Annotated in this window: 11 protein-coding genes; 7 read left to right on the forward strand and 4 right to left on the reverse strand. The window is 71.8% G+C overall.

Translation table 11 applies throughout. From position 1 onward, the window contains the following. Positions 1–645 precede the first annotated feature (645 nt). The 3 genes from Acy02nite_RS30765 (at position 646) to Acy02nite_RS30775 (ending at position 5,399) form a co-directional block, all read left to right on the forward strand. The gene (locus Acy02nite_RS30765; protein ID WP_203747577.1) at positions 646–1,905 is read left to right on the forward strand and encodes a vanadium-dependent haloperoxidase; all 1,260 of its coding nucleotides are present in this window, start codon (positions 646–648) and stop codon (positions 1,903–1,905) included. Positions 1,906–2,061: 156 nt separating this feature from the next. After that, entirely contained in the window at positions 2,062–4,209 is a 2,148-nt protein-coding gene (locus Acy02nite_RS30770; RefSeq protein ID WP_203747580.1) for a DUF4153 domain-containing protein, read from the forward strand. Positions 4,210–4,304: 95 nt separating this feature from the next. Continuing rightward, positions 4,305–5,399, forward strand: a complete 1,095-nt coding sequence (locus Acy02nite_RS30775) for a hypothetical protein (RefSeq protein WP_203747582.1) — start codon at positions 4,305–4,307, stop codon at positions 5,397–5,399. Positions 5,400–5,402: 3 nt separating this feature from the next. On the opposite strand, the gene Acy02nite_RS30780 is transcribed toward Acy02nite_RS30775, so the two are convergent. Together Acy02nite_RS30780 and Acy02nite_RS30785 are read right to left on the reverse strand one after the other, a co-directional pair. Beyond that, on the reverse strand, positions 5,403–6,572 hold the full coding sequence (locus Acy02nite_RS30780; RefSeq protein WP_203747585.1) for a 4-hydroxybenzoate 3-monooxygenase: 1,170 nt from the start codon (positions 6,570–6,572) through the stop codon (positions 5,403–5,405). Between the two features lie 120 nt (positions 6,573–6,692). Then, positions 6,693–15,500 (reverse strand): pectinesterase family protein, encoded by an 8,808-nt coding sequence (locus tag Acy02nite_RS30785; RefSeq protein ID WP_203747614.1) that lies wholly within the window; start codon positions 15,498–15,500, stop codon positions 6,693–6,695. Positions 15,501–15,953: 453 nt separating this feature from the next. Between Acy02nite_RS30785 and Acy02nite_RS30790 the strand changes: the two genes are divergently transcribed. Continuing rightward, a complete protein-coding gene (locus tag Acy02nite_RS30790; RefSeq protein WP_203747617.1) occupies positions 15,954–16,325 on the forward strand; it encodes a nuclear transport factor 2 family protein in 372 nt (123 codons plus the stop codon). A gap of 30 nt (positions 16,326–16,355) precedes the next feature. Here Acy02nite_RS30790 and Acy02nite_RS30795 read toward each other — a convergent pair whose 3' ends face one another. Next, entirely contained in the window at positions 16,356–18,116 is a 1,761-nt protein-coding gene (locus tag Acy02nite_RS30795) for a potassium channel family protein (protein WP_203747620.1), read from the reverse strand. 33 nt (positions 18,117–18,149) lie between these two features. Continuing rightward, positions 18,150–18,536 (reverse strand): DUF6394 family protein, encoded by a 387-nt coding sequence (locus Acy02nite_RS30800; RefSeq protein WP_203747623.1) that lies wholly within the window; start codon positions 18,534–18,536, stop codon positions 18,150–18,152. 317 nt (positions 18,537–18,853) lie between these two features. Between Acy02nite_RS30800 and Acy02nite_RS30805 the strand changes: the two genes are divergently transcribed. The 3 genes from Acy02nite_RS30805 to Acy02nite_RS30815 all read left to right on the forward strand — a co-directional run bounded on the left by Acy02nite_RS30805 (position 18,854) and on the right by Acy02nite_RS30815 (position 20,744). Further along, entirely contained in the window at positions 18,854–19,219 is a 366-nt protein-coding gene (locus tag Acy02nite_RS30805) for a hypothetical protein (protein WP_203747625.1), read from the forward strand. Continuing rightward, a complete protein-coding gene (locus Acy02nite_RS46735) occupies positions 19,216–19,839 on the forward strand; it encodes an SRPBCC family protein (protein ID WP_239175365.1) in 624 nt (207 codons plus the stop codon). The genes Acy02nite_RS30805 and Acy02nite_RS46735 overlap by 4 nt, the downstream gene beginning before the upstream one ends. 104 nt (positions 19,840–19,943) lie before the next feature. Next, complete coding sequence (locus tag Acy02nite_RS30815) at positions 19,944–20,744, forward strand: DUF3152 domain-containing protein (protein ID WP_239175366.1); 801 nt, start codon at positions 19,944–19,946, stop codon at positions 20,742–20,744. The last annotated feature ends 60 nt before the right edge of the window (positions 20,745–20,804 follow it).

Here is a 20,804-nt window from a genome sequence, read left to right on the forward strand (position 1 = left end):
TCTCTGCGCTTGATCGAAGGTCGCGGGATCGACGGAAGAAACAGGCTCCGGACTTGTCCGGACCTGATGCCGGACAAGCCGGAAGCCGTCACCTTGGTCGGCAGGCGGTGGTGATGCCGTCTGGCGAAAGGAGCACAGAAAACATGGATGAGCAGGGAAAACGGCCACGACGCACGCTTGCCGTCGCGTGTCTTGTCGCTGTCGTTTCCGGTGCGACCCGGGCGATCTTCGACCGTCTGTTTTCCGCCCTGGTCGGCTGACTGGCCGCTTCTGCGACCGTGGGGAAGTCCGCGATCCCGTTACCTCCGATCTCTCGCTCCGAGGTAACGGGATCTTGACACTGCCGATCCGCAGGCATCGAAGAACAAAGTTCTCATCGACGGCGACCCCGCCCGGCGCCCTCCGTCGCGGCGGACGGCACCACGGCGCTGGAGGACGGCTGGGCACTGACGCTCGACGACTTCGTCGGCACCGCCGACGACTCGGCGCTCCGCCGACGCGTGAACTTCGAGAGCCCGCGCGGCGTGACGGTCGTCGCGGAGGCGTACAACACGCAAAGTTGACAATTGTCGATCGGGTCTTGTGTGGACGGTGGGCGGCCATCAGGGTGGTTGCGGCAGTTTCCGACAGCCCCGGGGGACCCTGATGGCATACCGCCGCTTGCTCGCGCTGACCGCGGCCCTGGCCCTGACCACCACTCTCACACCCTCACCGGCGCACGCCGGGGACGCCTCGCGCGGCCCCAACGCCGTGGTGACCTGGAACCTCAACGCGCAGAACGAGATCTACGAGGTGGCGCGGCAGTCACCGGCCACGGCGGCACGCAGTTTCGCCATGGTGCAGGGTGCGGTCTACGACGCCGTGAACGCGGTCACCGGGGTGCGGTACGAGCCGTACCTGACCGCGCCGAAGACCCGGCACGGCGCGTCGGCCGACGCGGCGGTGGCCGCAGCCGCTTCCGGGGTGCTGCTCTCGCTCTTCCCCGGGCAGGCCGCGACCGTCCAGGCGCAGTACGACACCGCCCTCGCAGCGATCCCCGACGGCCGGGCGAAGAACGACGGCATCGCGGTGGGCCGGAAGACCGCGGCCGCGATGATCGCCGCGCGGGCCGGTGACGGCGCGTTCGACCCGGACAGCTGGAACATCAGCACCGAGCCGGGCCAGTGGCGGCCGACCCCGCCGACGAACACGCAGGACGGCGCGTGGTTCGCCGACCTGCGGCCGTTCGTGCTCCCCGACCCGGCGATGTTCCGCACCGCCGGGCCGCCCGCGCTGACCAGTGCCGCGTACGCGCGTGACCTCAACGAGGTGAAGGCGATCGGCGGGGTGGACAGCACGGTCCGTACGCCGGACCAGACCGCGGCCGCGAAGTGGTGGCACGACCGCCGCCTCACCGAGTGGGCGATGAAACGTCAGCTCGCCGAGACCCGGCACCTGAGCACGCTGCAGACCGCGCGGATGTTCGCGATGGCCGACATCGCCAACGCGGACGCGCTGATCGCCTGTTACGACGAGAAGAAGTACTGGAACTTCTGGCGGCCGGTCACCGCGGTGCAGCAGGCCGACCTGGACGGCAACCCGGCGACCGTGGCCGACCCGGCCTGGATGCCGTTGCTCGTGACGCCGGCGTTCCCGGAGTACACCTCGGGGCACACCTGCTCGTTCTCGGCGCTCACGCTGACTTGGCAGCGGTTCTTCGGGCGGGACGACATCCCGATGAGCGCGTACAGCGCGGACTCGGGCACGACCCGCTCGTTCAGCGGCTTCTCGTCGGCGCTGTCCGAAGTGGTCGAGGCGCGGATCTGGGGCGGGGTGCATTTCCGGACCGCCGACGAGCGGGGCGTGAAGATCGGGACCGCGGCCGCGCGGTACGTGCTGGCGGGGGAGTTCCGGCCGCGCCACTAGCCGGTTCACCAGCGGGAAGGGCGGGCCTCCGGGTCCGCCCTTCGCCGTTTCCGGCGTTCACCCGGAGTCGTCACGGCGGTACGGAACCGTCGCAACGTAGACGTACGTGCGCGGACGCCCTACGCTGTGCCGAACCTGTGAACCGAGGAGGACGCTGTGGCCGATTCCCCACCAGAGCAACGGAACCCCGCCGATCCGTCGCCGCCCGTGCCGCAACTGCTGGTCATGGCGCCGGACGACGCGCTGCCGTCGATCGCCTGGCCGGGACCGGAAGGCGCTCCGGCATGGGCGATCCCCGTGCAGGTGCCGGCCGGGACGCGCGGATACGCGCTGTTCATCCCCATGCTGCCGGTGCAGGCGCAGACCGCCGCCGCGGCGCCGGGCGCGACTCCGGCAGTGATCGCCGAAGCTGCTCCGAAGGCTTCCCCCGGCGCTGCCGCGCCCACTTCACCTGCCGCCGCTCCGGAGCCTTCGCGTGAGGCTGCCGCGCCGTCACCGGAAGCCGCTCCGAAGGCTGAGCCCGAGGCGCCGGCGAGCCCTGATGCTGTCGCTCCGGCGCGCGTCAACGCCGGTGCGGAGGCCGTCGTTGCCCCGTCGGCCACGCCTGCCCCCGCCGCCGCTGCTCCGGTCGCCGCCCCCGCTGCCGCTGCTCCCGCTGCCGCTGCTCCGGCCGCCGCCGCGCCGGCCTCGGCGCCCGGCTCCACTCCGGACGTCTGGACCTTCTCCCAGCAGGGTTCCCGGGTTCCGTTCGAGCAGCAGCCCGCGCGCGTCCCGTTCTCCCGGTACGAGGCGCCGCCCACCCCGTGGCAGAAGTTCCGCGAGAAGCACTGGCCCGGCCCCACTGGCACCCGCGGGCGTGCGGTCCCGGCCGGGGTGCTCGCCGGCGCGCTCGGCATCGCCTGTTTCGTGCCGCTCGACCGTACGGGAATCGGGTGGTTCCTGGGGTGGCTCGTGCTCACCGCCGGGGTGATCCTGGGCGTTCGCCGCTCCGCCGACCTGCCGCATGCCGAGCGGTGGATCCGTTCCGGCTGGGCGGTCGCGGCGCTGGCCCTGCTCGCGGTCCCGGCGTTCCGCAACGCGTGGTGGCTGGTCACGTTCAGCGTGTTCGGGGCGCTCGGCTGTGCGACGCTGGCGATCGTCGGCGGCCGCCAGGTGCGCTCGATCCTGTTCGGGCTGGTGGCCACGCCGTACGCGGCCTTCCGTGGTCTTCCCTGGGTGCGCAGGCATCTGGGCACGAGCCGTAACACCGGGATGGGCAAGCGGATCGGTTTCTCGATCGCCCTCACGGTGCTGGTCCTGCTCGTCTTCGGCACGCTGCTCTCCTCGGCCGACGTCGCGTTCTCGACGCTGCTCGGTGACGCCGTGCCGGACCTCGACCTCGGCTCGGGCTTCCGCTGGGTCTTCCTGGCCGTCGTCGGCGCGCTGATCGCGGTCGCCGGCATCTACACGCTGTCGGCGCCGCCGGCCGTCTCGACTCTGGACACGCCCGGCCGCGGCCGGTTCGGCCTGGTCGAGTGGGCGCCGGCCGCCACCGCTCTGGTGCTGCTCTTCGGCGGCTTCGTGGGGGTGCAGTTCGCCGTCCTCTTCGGCGGCAGCCGGCACGTGCTGAAGACCGCCGGGCTCAGCTACGCGGAGTACGCCCGCAGCGGCTTCTGGCAGCTCGTCGCCGTCACCCTGCTGTCGCTGGCGATGCTCGCGGCGCTGGCCCGCTGGGCGAAACGGGACACCCCGCGGGAGCGGATGCTGCTGCGTGTGCTGCTCGGCCTGGTCTGCGGCCTGAGCGTCGTGATCGTCGCGTCCGCGCTGTCCCGGATGTGGGAGTACCAGCGGGTCTACAGCTTCACCGGCGAGCGCATCTTCGTGATGTCACTGGAGATCCTGCTCGGGGTCGTCTTCGTGATGGTGGCGGTGGCCGGCATCCGCTGGCAGGGCCGATGGATCCCGCGGGCCACCGTCGCACTGGCCGTGCTCATGCTGCTCGGCCTGGGCACCCTGGACCCGGAGGGCTACGCGGCCAGCCGCAACGCCCAGCGCTACGCGGACACCGGCAAGATCGACGCGTGGTATCTGCGGGCGCTGTCCGCCGACGCGACCCCGGCCCTGACCAAGCTGCCCGATCCGGTACGCCGGTGCACGCTCAGCTGGATCGCCGAGGACCTCGAGAAGCCCGATCCCTGGTACGCGTGGAACCTCGGCCGCCAGCGCGCCCGCGCGGCGATCAAGAAGCTCCCCGCGGGCGCGATCGGCGACTACCGCGACTGCCGGTCCGCCGACCAGTACGACCTGCCCAAGAAGCGCCGCTGACCAACCCGGGGCCCGGTGCTGCCATGGCGGCGCCGGGCCCCGTGACGGTCTTCGATACAGTCGCGCGCGGAACGTACGGGGAGGCTGCGAGCGACATGGTTGATTCGGCGAACGAGAAGGGGCCCGACCCGGATCCGGAGGCCCCTGCCCTGCCCGAGGCGGCTCCTGTCGAGACCGACACCGAGCTCAGTGCGCCGGAGCCGCCTGCCGACGCCGCGCACGGCGAGAAGACCGAGCACGCGCCCCTGGCCCAGTTCGCCTCCCGGGCCGGTGGCCGGCCGCAGCTCGCGGAGGGCCTGCCGCCGGAGATCCAGCAGCCGGTCGACCCGTGGCCCGTGCCGATCCAGGGCCTGGTCCCGCCGGCCGGCGCCCAGTCGTTCTCCGACCTGGAGCTGATGCGACTCCAGCAGCCCGCGGCCGGCTCGGCCCGGAACACCCGCGTCCTGGTGACGGTCCTGGTGGTCGCCGTGCTGGCGCTCGCCGCGGGCGCGGTCGGCGTGGTCGCGCGCGGCTGGTCCAGCGACGACAAGCAGCGCACCCCGGTCGCCTTGACGTCCCCGGCGGCCGTCTCCCCGGCAGCGGTCTCCCCGTCGAGCGGGGCCTCGGTGGCCGCCCCGCCGCCGGCCGCGGGCAGCGAGGACACGTCACCGGTGCCGACCGGCCCGGTCGCGCAGAGCATCGCGCCCGAGTACATCGGCGACCTGGGCGAGATCTGTGAGGGCACGGTCTACTGGCCGATGATGCCGAAACGGAGCTCCACCAAGGTTCCGCACCCGATCCTGGTCTACGGCGACACCGGCAGTGGCGATCGGACGACGTACACCATGTTCAGGGCATGGTTCCTCAAGTCGAAGGCGGCCGAGAAGACCTGGTCGACGACCGAAATGGTGCCCTCGCAGGTCCAGATGGTCGCCTGCCTGGAACGGATCGCGGTCGGCAAGAAGGCGAAGAGCTGCACTTACACGAGCCCCGGGTCGGGCTTCGCCGGGGGGACGGCCACCCTTTACCACGCGACCTACCGCCTGCACGTGCGCGAGACAGCCACCGGCAAGAAGGTCCTGGAGAAGAAACTCGAGGCGGACAGCACCGAGTGCCCCTACTCTCTGGGCGTGCCGGACGACAAGAAGGCCTACATGGAGGTCAAGGAGTACACCCTGACCTCGACCATGAGCAAGCTTTCCGGCCTCTGAGCCTCAGCCGAGCGTGACCTCGGTGCCGGCCATCAGATCGGCGAACGCGGCGCCCGCCGCCGGGGAGTCGAACAGGCGGTCCAGGCGGGCGAGCGCCAGCCTGCGGCGGAACGGCTCGGAGTCGTCGCCCGCGAAGTGCACCATCTCCGCGTACCACCGGGAGAACTCCTGGTAGTCCCAGGTGCGCCGCAGGCACGCCGGCGAATAGGCGGCCAGCCCGGCCGCGTCGCCGTCCCGCTCGGCCGCCACGATCGCCCGGGCCAGCAGGTAGGCGTCGGCGATCGCCAGGTTCATCCCCTTGGCGCCCATCGGCGTGATGATGTGCGCCGCGTCGCCGACCAGGAACATCCTCCCGTACGCCATCGGCTCGGCCACGAAGCTGCGCATGTCCACCACCTCGCGGCCGGTGATCCGTCCCGCCGGCAGCATCTCGTCTCCGAGGCGCAGCCGCAGCTCGTCCCACGTGTGCTCGTCGGGCCACTGCCGCGGATCCTCACCCGGCCTGTACTGCAGGTAGAACCGGCTGGCGTGCGGGCCCCGCGCGAACTGGGCGGCGAACCCGTGCCGGCTGACCGCCATCAACGGGTAGCGGGGCGCCGGGCAGTCGGCGAGCACCGTGTACCACCCGATCCCGTGGTCGAAGCTGTACGTGGTCAGCTCCTCCTCGGGGATGCTGCGCCGGCTGACCCCGTGGAAACCGTCGCACCCCGCCACGTACGAGCAGCTCAGCTCTCCGCCCTGGTAGGTGACCCGCGGGCGGTCACCATCCAGTCCGTGCGGCGTCACGTCGCGCGCCTCGAACCGCAGATCCCCGCCGCCGTCCAGGAAGCTGCGGATCAGCCGCTGCACCATCAGTTGCTGCGGCACCAGGCGGCTCGGCCTTCCACCGGACAGCTCGGGCACGTCGATCAGGCGCGGCACCCCGTCGACCCGGATCTCCAGGGAAGTCTCCAGCGGCGCCCCACCGGCCACCTGCTCCGCCAGCCCGAACTCGGCGAAGATCTGCTCCGCGCGGTGATCGATGATCCCGGCTCGCTGCCGGCCCTCGACATACGCCCGGTCCCGCGCTTCGAGCACCACACAGTCGACCCCGCGCCGCTGCAGGAAGTTGGCCAGCGACATCCCCGCCGGCCCCGCCCCGATGATCACCACCGTCGTCTCCGCCGCCGCCATCCCGCCCCCTGCCGCCGCCGTCGAACGTCCACTGAGGATCTTAGGCGCCGGACCGGGACAACGGCGCGGCACGCCGTCTCCGGAAGACGGGAGACGGCGTGCCGCGGGTTGCCGAGCCGGTCAGCTGACGGTCGGATTCCAGCCGTCGGCGCCGGCGAGGTACTTCGGTGCGGTGTAGGTCGCCGCGTCGGCGTCCGGGAGCATCGGTCGGGTGGCGGCGCTGACCACTGCCGCACCGGGTCCGCTGTTCCGATGTTCGAAGAAGCGCCCGGCGGTCCACGGCGTGGCGGCGTCCCAGTTGTTCCACGGCTGGGCGGTGTTGACGGCCGCGCCGAGGACGGAGTCACGAACGACGACCTGTGCCTGCCCCGTGGTGCTGTAGGGCCGGCCGAGGTAGACCGAGTTCGCCGGGCCGTCGGTGACGATCGTGCTGTCCGTGATCAGGAATCCGTACGGCGATGCGCTGCTGATCGACGAGTCCGTGATGCTCGCGCCGGAGCGGGCCAGGACGTGGAACGTGCTGTGGTCGAACACCGCCACCGCCCGGCCGAGCACCAGGTCCGCACCCCCTTCGAGGTAGGCGTCGTGGAAGTACATCCGGCTGTACGTGGTCACGTTCGCCGTACTGAGCAGCAGGGTCTGCTTGTCGCCGAGAAATCGGACGTTGTCGAACACGTCCTTGTCCCCGCTCTTGACCTGCAGGGCGGTCGCCTGCGCGCCGGGCGTGGCGGCGCCGTTGGTGTTGGCGACCGTCAGGTTGCGCAACGTCCATTGGTTGCCGGACAGGGTCGCCGTGGCCACCGCCCCGGTGCCGCCGGCCGTCACGACGGTGTCCGCCGGGTCGGTGGTCGCGCCGAGCAGGGTCACGCCGTACCGGTTGCCGCTGGCGATCACCCCGGGGTAGGTCCCCGGCTTGACCAGCACCACGCGATAGCCCTGGGTGGTGTAGTCGGCGTTGTCGGCGAGCAGGGCGATGCCGGCTGCCACCGTGGTCGCGTCGCCGGAGCCGTCGGCGGCCACCACGATGTCGACCTTGACCGGGGTCGCGGACACGGCGGCCGACGCCTCGGAGGCATTGCCGGCGGTGTCCGTGGCGACGACGGTGTACGAGTACGCCGTGCCTGCCGCCCCGGTGACGTCCGTGAACGACGTGCCGGTCAGGCCCGCGGCGAGCAGGTTCGGTGCCGCGCGGCCGGTCGACCGGTAGACGTCGTAGCCGGCTAGGTCGCCGTCGCCCACCGCGGACCAGGTGACGGTCACCGAGCCCTTGCCGAGGATCGTCCTGAGCCCGGCCGGCACCGTCGGCGCGGTGCTGTCCCCGGGCGCCGGGACGCCCTCGACCTGCGCGGAGACGGCCGACTCGTTGCCCGCGGCGTCCACGGCCGTGACCGTGTAGCGGTACGTGGTGCCGTTGTCCAGGCCGGTCACGGTGTAGGTGCTGCCGGTGATCAGGGCGCCGTTGAGCTTGGTCGAGCCGGAGTACACGTTGTACCCGGCCAGGTCGCCCTCGCGGTTGGCGTTCCAGGTCAGCGTGACCTTCCCGTCCCCGGCGCCGGCCTTGAGCCCGGCCGGTGCCGCGGGCGGCGCGCTGTCGGCCGGGGTGGCCCGCACCGTCGCCGGCGCTGACGTGTTCCCGGCGGCGTCGACCGCGACCAGCGCGTAGGTGTAGGCCGTGCCGTTGGCCAGGCCGGAGTCGCGGTGCGACGTGCCGGTCAGGCCGGACGCGACCAGGGTGGCCGGGCCGATGGCGACGGCGGTGCCCGTGCTGCGGTAGAGCCGGTAGCCGGCCAGGTCCTTGTCCCCGCCGGCCACCCAGGTGAGACCGATCGCAGCGTCGCCGGCGGTCGCGGTGAGGGAGCCGGGGGTGGCCGGCGCGGTGACGTCGGCGGGTGCCGCCGGGGCCGCGACGGCCGGGTACCAGGTGGCGGCGCCGAGCCAGTCGGCGACGGTCACCGGCACGGAGTCGGCCGGGCTCAGCTGCGGGCGGTTGTCGTTGACCGCCGCGCCGTCGCCGGTGTTGGCGTACTCGAACAGCCGGCCCAGGGTCCACGGTTCGCCCGCCGGCCCGGTGCCCCACGGCTTCGCGGTGTCGAGACCGGCGCCGAGGGCGGTGTCGCGGACGACGGCCTGACCCACCGAGTTCGGCGTGTACTGGTCGCCCCAGGCCCGGTACGGCCTGCCGAGTTGCACGCCGGTCACGCCGGCCGGCGTCTCCACCGTGCTGTTGATCAGCAGCATGCCCTTGTACGTGCCGGCGGTGCTCGGCGTCAGCACCGTACCGCCGCTGCCCTTGACCTTGATGGTCGTCTTGTCGATCACGAGGGTGGCGCGGCCGAGCACGATGTCGCCGGTCCCCTCGATGGCCGAATTTTGGATCATCTGGCGGGCGGCGGCCGTGTAGGTGGACGTGTCGGCGAAGACGGTCCGGTTGGTGCCCTTGAGGACGACGTGCTCCAGCAGCACCTTGTCGCCGCTCATGGACACCGCCGGCGCCGCACCGGAGGCCGTGGTGTTCTGCACCGTCACCCCGCTCACCGTGACCCCCGAGCCGGTGACGGACAGCGCCGCGGCCGAGGTGCCGTTGGTGATCACGACGTCGGCCGGGTCCCCGGTCGCGCCGACCAGCGTGACGTTCGCCTTGGCCACGGTCACCGGGCCCGGGTACGTGCCCGGGGAGACCGAGACCACCCAGTTCGCGGTGCCCGGAGCGGCGTCGATCGCGGCCTGCAGCGTCGGGTAGCCGCCGGTGCCGTCGGCGCGGACCGTCGCGTCCACGTGCAGGGCGGGCTTGGCGGTCACCGTCGCCGAGGCGGCGGAGGCGTGCTCGGGGGCGTCGATCGCGACCACCACGTACCCGTACGTGGTGCCGTTCGTCAGCCCGGTGTCGACCAGGCCGGCCTTGGTCAGCAAGCCGCCGCCGACCTGGTGCGCGGCGTCGACGGGAACGGCACCGGTCCCTTCGACCCGGTAGACGTGGTATCCCGTGACGTCGGACTCGGTGTTCTCGTCCCAGCTCAGCGTGACCTGGCCGGCGCCACCGCGGGCGGCAACACCGCCGGGTGCGGCGGGGGCCACGTCGGCGGCGGCGTCGGCGACCGGGTTCCAGCCGTCCGTGCCGGCGAGGTACGCCGCGGCCGTACGGGTCGTGGCGTCGGCGTCGGACAACTGCGGGCGGTTGGTGTTGACGGCCGCTCCGGCGCCGGTGTTGTGGTACTCGGTGAACCGCCCGTCGGCCCACTGGAGAGGGGCGAAGTCGGCCCACGGCTTGGCGGCGTCGATGCCGTCGTTCACCGTGGTGTCGCGGATGGTGAGCTGACCGCGGGAGTTGTCCGGCTGGGTCCCGTCGGCCCACCCCGCCCAGGGCCGGCCCAGCGCGAACGTGCCGGGGTCGTTGGCGCTGACGATCCGGCTGTTCGTGACCAGGTAGCCGTATGGGTTCTTCGACGCCGTGCTGGGCGCGAAGATCGTCCCGCCGTTGTGGGTGGTGGCGTGGATGGTGACCCGGTCGAAGACGGCGGTGGCGCGGCCGAAGACGAAGTCGACGTTGCCCTCGATGAAGCTGTCGTAGTAGTACTGCCGGGCGTAGCCGCCGCCGGTGGCCGAGATCGCGCCGGCCGAGTCGGCGAGCAGGGTGTCCTGCACGCTGAGCAGGCGGACGTTGCGGTAGACCTGCCGGTCGCCGGTCGCCTTCAGGGCCACGGCCTGGGTGTTGTAGGAGCCGATCTCCGGGTGCCTGGCCGAGTCGAACGTGTTCGCGATGGTCAGATCGCGGACCGTCACGTTGCTCGCGGTGATCGCGACGGTGAAGCTGCCGGACGTGCCGCACGTCGCCGTCGTGACGCTCGGGCACGTGGTGGGCCCGGCCGGCGTCCCGTTGGCGTTGTCGAAGGTCAGCACGACGTCGCGGGCGTTGCCGGAGGTGCCGGCGATCACCAGGTACGGCTTGGCGATCGTCACCACCTGCCGGTAGGTGCCGGGCTTGACGAGGATCACCGTCGGCCTGGCGGCGGTGCCGGCCGGGGCAGCGTTCACCGCGGCCTGCAGGGTGGTGTGGTCGCCGCTGCCGTCGGCGGCCACCGTCACGTCGGCGACCAGCGGAACGACATTCGCGGTGGCGGTCGCCGCCTCCGACGCCGGAGCGGCGTTGCCGGCCGCGTCCACCGCGACGACGGTGTAGGTGTACGTCACGCCGTTCGTCACGGCCTTGTCGGTGTACGCCGCCTTGGTCACGGTGGCCACCAACTGGTCGGGGTCGGTGCTGACGCTGCCCGCCGCCGCCCGGTAGACGCGGTAGCCGGTGACGTCGCTCTCCACGCTGTCGTTCCAGGTGAGGGTGACAGCCTTGTCGGCGCCCCCGGCGACCAGGCCGGTGACCGCGGCAGGTGCGACGTCGGTGGCCGCGTCGGCGACCGGGTTCCAGCCGTCGGTGCCGGCCAGGTACGCCGCCGCGGTGTACTCCCGGGCCTGCTCGGCGGTCAGCTGCGGCCGGTCGGCGCTCGCGGTGGTCGTGCTGCCGGGGCCGGTGTTGGCGTACTCGGCGAACCGGGCGGTGTGCCAGTCGGTCGTGACGCCGCTGTTGACCATGTTGGTCCAGGTCGCCGTGCCGCTGACCACCGAGCCGAGCCAGCTGTCGCGGACGACCACCTGGCCCAGGGCGTTGTCGTCCTTGACGCTGGTGCCGTCGGCCTGGGACTTGCCGGGCTGCCACGGGCGCCCGAGGTTCTGCGAGCCGTCCGGGGCGCTGCCGATGATCCGGCTGGCGGTGATCAGGAAGCCGTACTTCTGGCTGATGTCGGTGCTCGCCGCGGTCACCGCCCCGTTCGGGGAGGTCGCGTGGTCGAGCGCCTTCAGCGTGCTGTGGTCGAAGACCGCGGTGGCCCGGCCGAAGAGGAAGTCGACATCCCCTTCGATGTACGCGTCGTGGAAGTAGACGCGGGACGGTGTGGTGGCCGCCGGTGAGTTGGCGTAGAGGGTGTCCTGGTTGCCGAGCAGCCGCACATCGTCGAAGACGAGCTTGTCACCGGTGGTGCGCAGAGCCACCGCCTGCCCGCTGGCGTACGTGCCCTCCTGGTAGGAGTTCTGGATGGTCAGATCGCGCATCTGCACCGCGTTGCCGGTGACCACCACGGTGGCGCTGCCGGACGTGCCGTAGGTGGCGACGGTGCCGTCCGGGTTCGGCGCGGCCCCGGGGATCGGGGTGCCGGCGGCCCGGTTGCCGTCGATCACGACGTCGGTCGCGGTGCCGGTGGCGCCGACGATGACGAGGTACGGCTTGGCGACCGTGAGGTACTCGCGGTAGGTGCCCTTGGCCACCGAGATGACGGTCGGGTCGGTCGCGGTGCCGGCCGGAGCGGCGGCGAGCGCGGCGGTGAGGGTGGTGAACGTGGTGGTCCCGTCCGGGGTCGCAGCCGGGTCGACGGTGAGGTCGGTGACCAGCGGGGCGGCCGCTACCTCGACGGTGGCTCCGATCGTGGCCGGCGACTCGGCGCCGCCGCGGGAGACCGCGGTGACGGCGTAGGAGTAGCTCGCGCCGTTCGTCACGGTCGTGTCGCTGAACGTCGGGGAGACCACGCCGGCGACCTTGGTCAGCGTGGCCGTGCCGGCGTCGGCGCGGTAGACGTTCCAGCCGATCACGTCGGCGGAGGTGTCGTCGTTCCAGGTCAGGTGCACGACCCGGGTGTCGGTGGCGGCCACGAGCCCGCTCGGCGAGGCCGGTGCGGCGGTGCTCGCCGGGAGCATCGGGCTCCAGCCGTCGCTGCCGGCGAGGTACTTGGCGGGGGTGGCGTTCGCGGCCTGCGAGGCGGTCAGCTGCGGCCGGTTGGCGTTCGGCGTGGCTCCCGGGCCGATGCTCCGGTACTCGGCGAAGCGGGCGTCCTGCCAGCGGAAGTTGACCTTCGTACCGGTCGAGTCGGCGGTGGCCATGTCCTCCCACGGCGCGTCGGTCGCGATCGCGGCCGGCAGCCAGGTGTCGGCGAACACCACCGAGCCGATCGCGTCCGGGTCGGCGCTGGGGTGCCACGGCCGGCCCAGGTGCACGGTGCCGGCCGGCGCGGCGCTGGTGACCTTGCTGTTGACGAAGAGGAAGCCGTACTTGCTGCCGGTGTCGGTGCTGGCCGCGGTGATGGCGCCGTTGTCGGACTTGCCGCGGTCCAGCGAGCGCAGCGTGACCCGGTCGAAGACCGCGTCGGCAGCGCCGAAGACGTAGTCGACGTCGCCCTCGATGTAGCTGTCGACGTAGTACTGCCGGGAGCGGGTGGTCGGCTTGGGGGTGTCGGCGAGCAGCGTGTCCTGGTTGCCGAGCAGCCGCACGTGGTCGGCGGTGAACCGGTCGCCCTCGACCCGCAGCGCGACAGCCTGCTGGCTGGTGATCTCCGGGTGCGCCTTCTCGTCGAAGGTGTTGGCCACGGTCAGGTTCCGCAGCGTCACGTTCTTCGCCGACACGAAGACGGTCGCGCTGTCCGCCGTTCCGTAGGTGCCGCCCGCCGGGTCCGCCGTGCCCGACGCCTTGTCGTCGGCGATGACGACGTCGGCGGGGTCGCCGGTGGCGCCGACCAGGACCACGTTCGGCGAGGTGACCTCGAACGTCTCGTGGTACGTGCCCGGCGCAATGGTGATCATCGTCGGCTGCAGGTTCGTGGCCGGGACGGCGGCCAGCGCGGCCGCGATCGTCCGGTAGGCGCCGTTGGCGCCGTCCGCGGCGACGTAGAGGTGCGCGTAGTCCACCGGCAGCGCGATCGGGTCGGTGGCCGACGTGGCCGACGCGGTGCCGGACACCGCGGAGACGTTGCCGACCAGGTCGAGCGCGGTGACCCGGTAGTACTGCGCAACACCCTTGGGCGCGCTGGTGTCGGTGAAGGCCGGAGCCGTGCCGGCCTTGGCGGCGGTCAGCGTGCCGAGCACGACGTAGCTGCCGCCGCTGCTGGACGAGCGGCTGATGCTGTAGCCGGCGAGGTCGGTCTCCTTGTTCGCCGTCCAGGTCAGTGTGATGCCGTGGTCCGCGCTCGGGGCGGCCTTGACGCCGGTGGGCGCGGCCGGCTTCACCATCGGGTTCGCCGCCGTGACCGACACGTACGCCGAGATGTTGCCGGTGGTGTCGACCGCGCGGATCCGGAAGTAGGCGTGAGTGCCCTCGGTGATCGTCGGGTCGGTGAACGTCGTGGCGGCGAGCGTGGCACCGGCGGCCGGCAGGTAGGCGACGTAGACGCCGTCGCCGTTGCGCTTCTGCACGGTGTAGCCGGCGAGGTCGGTCTCCTTGTTCGCGGCCCACGTCACCGTCATGCCGGCGGTGGCGACCGTGGCCTTCGGGGAGGACGGCGTGGCCGGCGCCTTCGTGTCCACGGGAAGCGCGACCGAGGCGGAGGCTGCCGGTGAGGCGCCGGTGCCGTTGACCGCGGTGAGCTGGTAGTACGACGTCGCTCCGGTCGGCGCGCCGGAGTCGGTAAGCGTGGTGCCGGTGGTCGGCGTGGCGGTGAGCGCGGTGAACGGGCCGGTCACCGCGGCAGCCCGCGAGACGACGTAGCCGGTGGTGGTCCCCGACGCGTTCGCGGTCCAGGTCAGGACGACGCCACCGGTGCTGCCGGCGACCGCCTTGAAGCCCGCCGGGGTGGCGGGCGGCACCGTGCGATCGACCGGCCGGGTGGCCGATCCCGTCGCGGGAGAGGAAGCGTTACCGCTCGTGTCGACCGCGGTGACCCGGTAGTAGGAGGCGGCGCCGGCCGGCGCGGTGGTGTCGGTGAACGTGCTGGCGGTCAGCGCGGTCGCGGTCAGCTGGCTGTACGCCCCGCTGGACGAGCTCGCCCGGTACACCAGGTAACCGCGCAGGTCGGCGGATCCGGTGACGGCCGGCCACGTCAGGGTGATACCGCTGGTGGCGGCGGTCAGCTTCAGGCTGCCGGGCTTCGCCGGGGGTGTGGTGTCCTTGGGGATCGTCACCGAGGCCGAGACCGGCGCGGAGGACCCGGCCGCGTTGACCGCGGTGAGGCGGTAGTACGCGGTCGCGCCCGCCGGCGCGGTGACGTCGGTGTAGCTGGTGCCGGTGACCGGGGTCGCGGTCACCGTCGTGTACGGGCCCGCCGCCGCGCCGGCGCGGGTGACGACGTAGCCCGTGGTGGCCGTTCCGGAGTTCGCGGTCCAGGTCAGCGTGGCGCCGCCGGTGGCCGCCGCCGTCGCCTTGAACCCGGTGGGGGCCGGCGGCGCAGTGGTGATGCTGGCCGGCCGGGTCGCCGAGGCGGTCGCCGCCGACGAGGCGTTGCCGGTGCGGTCGACGGCCGTGACCCGGTAGTACGACGTGCTGCCGGCCGGGGCCGTCGTGTCCAGGAACGATGTCGCGGTGTACGGGCTCGCCGTGAGCTGGCTGAAGGTGCCGCCCGACGACGAGGAGCGGGCCACCACGTAGCCGGCGAGGTCCGGCACGGCGCCGGTCGCGGTCCAGCTCACCGCGACACCGGCCGCGGATGCGGACAGCTTGAGGTTGGCCGGCTTGTCCGGGGCGGCGGTGTCGACGGTCTTCACCGTGATCGCACTGGACGGCTTGGACTGGTTGCCGGAGGCATCCATGGCGGCGACCGCGTAGTAGTAGGTCTTGTCCGCAGCCGCCGTGGTGTCGGTGAACGTGAGGGCCGTGGTGCTGCCCAGCAGATCGGTGGCCGGCACGATGGTCTTGCCGGCGGATCGGTAGACGCGGTACCCCGCGGTGTCCGACGCCGACACCTTGCCCCAGCTCACCGACACGCCGACCCGGCCGTAGTAGGCCGTCTTCAGGCTGCCCGGGACACCCGGGGCGGTCGTGTCGGGCGCGGCCGCGGCCGCCACGCTCAGACCGCCGACGCCGGCGAGGACGACCAGGGCGGCCAGCGCCAGGGGTCCGTACCTCCGGTGGGCCGACCACAACCCGACGGATCGGGACGGTTTCGCCTGGCCTTGCAACATGGGACTCACTTCTGTGGAAGACGGTGCTGGGCCCGCGGCGGAGCGCGAGGGGCTGCCGACGGCCGCGGCTCAGGCGACAGGTCAGGCATGCACCCTTGATGATCACACTGAACATGACTGTGCGTAATGCCCGCCGGCGGGATTTGCCCGAAGGTCCTGGCTCCGTCAGTCGGTTCGCCGGAGAAAACTGCTTGGCTGATCGCAGGCTTCGACCGCGGCGGCGGCCGCCGCCACCGTTGCGGCCGACGTCGGTCGTAGCGGATCGGGGACTCAGCGGACGAAATGCCGCCTTTCGGACGCGCGATGATCCGCTCGCGCAGCCTCGGGCAAGTGTGACTTAGAGTGATGTAGTAGCTACTTCTCGTTATGGACCGGGGTACGTGATCGCGCCTGCCTGCGCGCCTGCCTGCGCGCCTGCCTGCGTACCGAGGCGGGCTTTCTTAGTCTGGGTCGATGTCGGTCGAAGATGATGTGCTCGCCGCCGTGTCGGCCCGGTCCGCCGCGCTGATCGCCGGGGACATCGAGCGGTTGGAACGCCTGCATCACCCGCGACTGCGGTGGACGACACACCGCGGCGACGTCCGCGACCGGGCAGCCTACCTGGCGGGCAACGACCCCGGCACGCTCCGCTGGCTCGACCAGCGGCTCTCCGGGGTGGACGTGCAGGTGACCGGAACGGTGGCGGTGCTCACCGCCGAGGTGACCGATGTGGTGGCTCGCGACGGGCAGCCACGCACGTTCCGGATGCGGCTGACCCTGATCTGGGTGGCCGGCCCGGACGGCTGGCAGTGCCTGGCGGGCCACGCCGGGCCGCTGCTCGACTGACGCCGGCCCACCTCCGGCTGACAACGCACCCTAAGGGCGGGTGCGGGTCAGCCGCTGCAGGATCCAGCTCGACGGCACGCGACGGCCGTACAGGACGTACTGGCTCACCGAGTCGATGGTCAACGTGTCCAGCAGCGCCCGCTGATCCGACGGCTGCCCGGCGAGCAGGATCTCGTCGCCGGCCCGGAGCACGTCGTCGTCGGCCGGTCCGAGCGTCGCCTGCCCGTCCCGCAGGATCAGCAGCGGGACGATGTCGAGGCGCTGCTCCCGGTCGTCGGGATCGCGCAGGAGATCGCCGAGCGTCGCCTGCCCGTCGCGCAGCCGGCGGGTGAGCGCCGGCGCGTCGTTCGCGTCCAGCGTCGTGCGCCACAGCCCGGGCAGGCGACTCCCGCAATGCTGCCGCAGGCGCTCCACCATGGCCCGGGCCCATTCGTCGCCGAGTGCCGGCATCTCCCGCAGGAAGCGCCACAGCAGCGGGGTGCTCAGCTGCGCGTAGATCTCGTGCGCGACCACCTCGGCCGGCACCAGCAGGGAGTCGATCTCCATGGCGGCGAACAGCGGTGCTGTCTCCGGCCGGTTCTGCCGGGACGCGACGAACAGGTCGGGGTTGATGTGGCGGGCGGCGGCGACCAGCGACAGGTTGGTGGTGTCGTTGTCCGTGCCGGCCACGAAACCGACCGCGTGCGCCAGGTCGGCCTCGGCCATGACGTGCGGCTCGGACCCGTCGCCGACGATGACCCACGGCTCGGCCCCGGCCTGCGCCTGGATGTCGATCGCGGTGACGGTGAGGCCCTCGGCGTGCAGGTCCTCGGTGAGCTCCCGGCCGAACCGCCCGTAGCCGCACAGCACCCAGCGCCCGGCCCGCGGCGGCTGGGACCGCTCCGGCAGCTCGGCGCCCGGCCCGCTTTCGAGCCACACCATCAACTGGTACGACGACGGGGCGCGCAGGGCGAGCCGCAGGTGATCCCCGTACCGGTCGAACGGGTTCACCACCGTGGGGGAACCGAACGCGGCCATCCGGTGCTCGACGGCCGGCGACACCGTGCGGGCGATCACCGGCAGCTCCGGGCGCACCAGGGCGGCAGTCATCGTGACGGCCAGGTTCACCTCGTCGTCGTCGGTCAGGGCCAGGACCCCTTCGCAGTACGGGTGGCCCAGCCCGGCATGCTCGATCGTCTGCGGGTTGCGGGCGTCACCGGACAGCCCCGGCACGTCCGAGCGGTAGGCGTCGATGTCCAGCGCGTCCACCCGTTCCGCGTCGGTGTCGATCACCACGAGCCGGCGGCCGAGCGCGTCGAGCTCGCGGCCGAGCAACTGGCCGGTCTGCCCGTACCCCGCGATCAGCAGGAACGGCTCGCGCAGCCGGGCCACCGTCCGCGTGAAACGCTGCAACGCCAGAGCCTGCCGGAACGCGCGATCCTGCAGCAGCGTCAGCAGGGAACCGATCGCGTAGGCCCATCCGATGACGGTGAGGTAGATGGTCGCCGTCACCCAGAGCCGCTGGGCGCCGGTGAACGCGTGCGGGATCTCGCCGTACCCGATGGTCGTCGCCGTGTAGCTCATGAAGTAGAACGCGTCGAAGAAGCCCATCCGCGCCGCCTGCCCGGCGCCGTCACGACCCGGGATCAGCGTCAGGCCCAGCACGCTCACCGCGAAGATGGTGATCAGCACGATCAGCGGAACCCGCATCCGGCGCAGGACCAGGAAGACGGTCGGCGGTCCCTGCACGGAGACGGCCATCCGCGTCCAGCGGCGTGCCTCACGCGGCCGCCGCTCGTCGTGGCCGGGCATCCACCACCGTTGCGATCCGGGCACGGCTGCCGCTCAGCGCCGCTGGAAGGACACGGTCTCGACGACCAGCAGGACAACGGAGACGATGTTGGCCAGCAGCGCGCCGCCGGACAGCGACACCACGGCGGCCATCGAACCGGCGTCCAGGCCGCCCGCCGAGACCTGCGTGGCCCAGATCCAGGCCAGGGTGGCCGCGATCAGCTGCAGATCGGCCACCAGGCTGGTGGCCAGGTGCACCGCGCCGATCTGCGTACGGTCGCCGAACTTCAGCACGGTGGCTATCAGGTTCACCACGACCGCGGCGAACAGCTCATACTCGTTGTGCAGCTTCGGATCGGCGAGGTCACCGATGAAGAAGCCGAAGTTCAACGTCGCCGCGAGCAGCACGAAGAACCCGAAGATCACCTTTTCCAGACTCATCAGCACCCCCGGCCGTCAGTGTGCCCGCATTACCCCCGACGGACACCCGCCAAGCCTCACACCGGGCACCGGCCCACCCGCGGCTCAGGGTTTCCGCCGGGCCTGTCCTCGGGGTGTGGCGGCAATGGCTGGCAAGATTTGCGCCATGAGCGGTCACATGTACGTGCGAGAACCGATCGGTCGCAGCCGTTCATGCACTCGGTGGGGTCGCTGACTGCCACGCGCTGCCGCCGGTGCCGGGCCCCGTAGAATCAGAGGTAGCGAATCCAGGGCAAACACCGGAGTCGGGGCGTGAGACAACCATGGCGTACCGGCCGATGACGATGACTGACCTTGCCGAGCACCTGTGTCGTCAGCAGGAGGAGAAGGTCAGGTGGAAGCACGTCTGGGAGTTCCTCGAAGAGTACCGGTGGGAGCCGGCCGATAAGAAGCCGGAACTCTTCCGCGATGAGCCATCGCGGTGCGGCAACGATCAGTGGGACGCCTTGCTGGCCGCTTTGGCCGAGCATCTCGCCGCCCAGCTCGATCTTGCTCCACCGGAGTGGTCGCGATCGCGGATTCTCGACACTCCGTGGTTTCCCTCCTCGTTGCGCTCCAAGCGGATGGAAGCGTTGGTGTGGGCTCCGGCGGCCTTCCGCAAGCACGGTGTCTACCTCGCCGCCCGTGACTTGGAGGCGGCATGAGTGACGACGGACTCATGGGTCGTGCGGAGCTTGAACGAGCCTTCGCCGCGCTCGGTGATCGCCTCGTCCGTCGAGGTGTCGTCGCCGACCTCTTCATCGTCGGCGGAGCGGCGATGGCGCTTGCCTACGATGCTGAACGGGTGACGCGGGACGTGGACGCCACATTCGTACCGCACGGCGTGGTGTTGGAGGAAGCCCGGAACGTGGCTCAGGCGATGAGTCTTCCTCCCTGGTGGCTCAACGAACAGGCCAGTTCCTACGTGTCCGCCCAGCATGATGCCGGCCGGAGGGAGGTGTTCGACCATCCCGGGATCCGAGACGGCGAGTTGCGTGTGGGCAGTGCCGCGCGGCTCAAACAGCCCGGGCAGAGCAAGGCGACCTGGACCGTGACCCAGCTCGAACCGCTGCGCGTCTTCACCTGGCGGACCGAACGTGCCGGTCTCTGCCTGACCGGCCGTCACCTGCTGGAGCCGGCAGGCACGGGCACCCGGATGACTCTCGTTCTGGAGACCGCCGGCTGGGCGGCCGGCGTTGCTTCGGCGCTGTTCGGCGGCAAGATGCGGTCCTCGCTGCAGCAGGAGGCCGCGGGTTTCGCCCGCGCGGCGACCGAGGTCCACTGACGAGGCCTACCACGCCCGGGGCGCAGCCGCGCGATCCTGCCGATGGCCGAATGACGTACGCCACGAGGGTGCAACCCTGACCCGCCCGCGTACGTCAGGATTTCGTGAGATCAACTCGACTGTCGATCCTGGCCGCCGTTCTCATTCTCGCCGGATGCGGGATCGTGGGCTACGGGCTGATGGGCGGTGGCGCCGCCGTGCGGGCCCAGTCGCCGCCCCCGGCGCCGGTGGCGACCGCCCCGGAGACGGAGGCGATCGAGGGCCCGCCGGAGCCGTCCACTGCCCCGGCTCGCGTCACCTACCCGGCCGGCGGCAGCCGGAAGTACGCGGTCGCCGCGCGGGAGACCGCCGCCCCGGCCGGCCGCAAGGGCACGCTGTTGCACTATCGGGTCGCCGTCGAGAGGGACATCCACGGTGTCACGGCCGCGCAGTTCGCTGCGGTGACCACCGCGACGCTGCGTGATCCGCGGAGCTGGACCGCCGGCGGCGAGTGGCGGCTGCAGCGTGTCGGCCCGGATGATCGGGCCGATTTCACGATCTGGCTGGTGACCCCGAAGACGCGCGATGCGATGTGCGAGGGCGCCGCCGACGGCTACACGTCGTGCCGCGCCCACGACAACGTCGTCATCAACGTCGCACGCTGGGCGAAGGGCGTCCCGGACTACGGCGCGAGCCTCGGCGTCTACCGCCAGTACGTGATCAACCACGAGGTCGGCCACCGCCTCGGCCAGGCTCACGAGCTCTGCCCCGCCAAGGGCGACCTCGCCCCGGTCATGCAGCAGCAGACGCTCGGCCTGCACGGTTGCAAGCCGAACTCGTGGCCCTTCCTCGACGGTTCCCGCCACCGCGGCAGAATCGGCGCCTACGACGACAAGGTCCCACCCCGCGACAAGGGCTTTTCCTGATAGGGCGCGATCCCCTGGTCGCAGCCGGTGGAGTCGCCGGCCAGGAACAGCACGGGCCGG

The organism is Actinoplanes cyaneus (assembly GCF_016862095.1).
GTDB lineage: Bacteria > Actinomycetota > Actinomycetes > Mycobacteriales > Micromonosporaceae > Actinoplanes > Actinoplanes cyaneus.

What these genes read in the sequence shown, in the direction of transcription:
- Acy02nite_RS30765 (WP_203747577.1), top strand. Translation starts at nt 646, where the DNA reads ATGGCATACCGCCGCTTGCTCGCGCTGACCGCGGCCCTGGCCCTGACC.
- Acy02nite_RS30800 (WP_203747623.1), bottom strand. Translation starts at nt 18,536, where the DNA reads ATGAGTCTGGAAAAGGTGATCTTCGGGTTCTTCGTGCTGCTCGCGGCG.
- Acy02nite_RS30805 (WP_203747625.1), top strand. Translation starts at nt 18,854, where the DNA reads ATGACGATGACTGACCTTGCCGAGCACCTGTGTCGTCAGCAGGAGGAG.
- Acy02nite_RS30795 (WP_203747620.1), bottom strand. Translation starts at nt 18,116, where the DNA reads ATGCCCGGCCACGACGAGCGGCGGCCGCGTGAGGCACGCCGCTGGACG.
- Acy02nite_RS46735 (WP_239175365.1), top strand. Translation starts at nt 19,216, where the DNA reads ATGAGTGACGACGGACTCATGGGTCGTGCGGAGCTTGAACGAGCCTTC.
- Acy02nite_RS30780 (WP_203747585.1), bottom strand. Translation starts at nt 6,572, where the DNA reads ATGGCGGCGGCGGAGACGACGGTGGTGATCATCGGGGCGGGGCCGGCG.
- Acy02nite_RS30775 (WP_203747582.1), top strand. Translation starts at nt 4,305, where the DNA reads ATGGTTGATTCGGCGAACGAGAAGGGGCCCGACCCGGATCCGGAGGCC.
- Acy02nite_RS30790 (WP_203747617.1), top strand. Translation starts at nt 15,954, where the DNA reads ATGTCGGTCGAAGATGATGTGCTCGCCGCCGTGTCGGCCCGGTCCGCC.
- Acy02nite_RS30785 (WP_203747614.1), bottom strand. Translation starts at nt 15,500, where the DNA reads ATGTTGCAAGGCCAGGCGAAACCGTCCCGATCCGTCGGGTTGTGGTCG.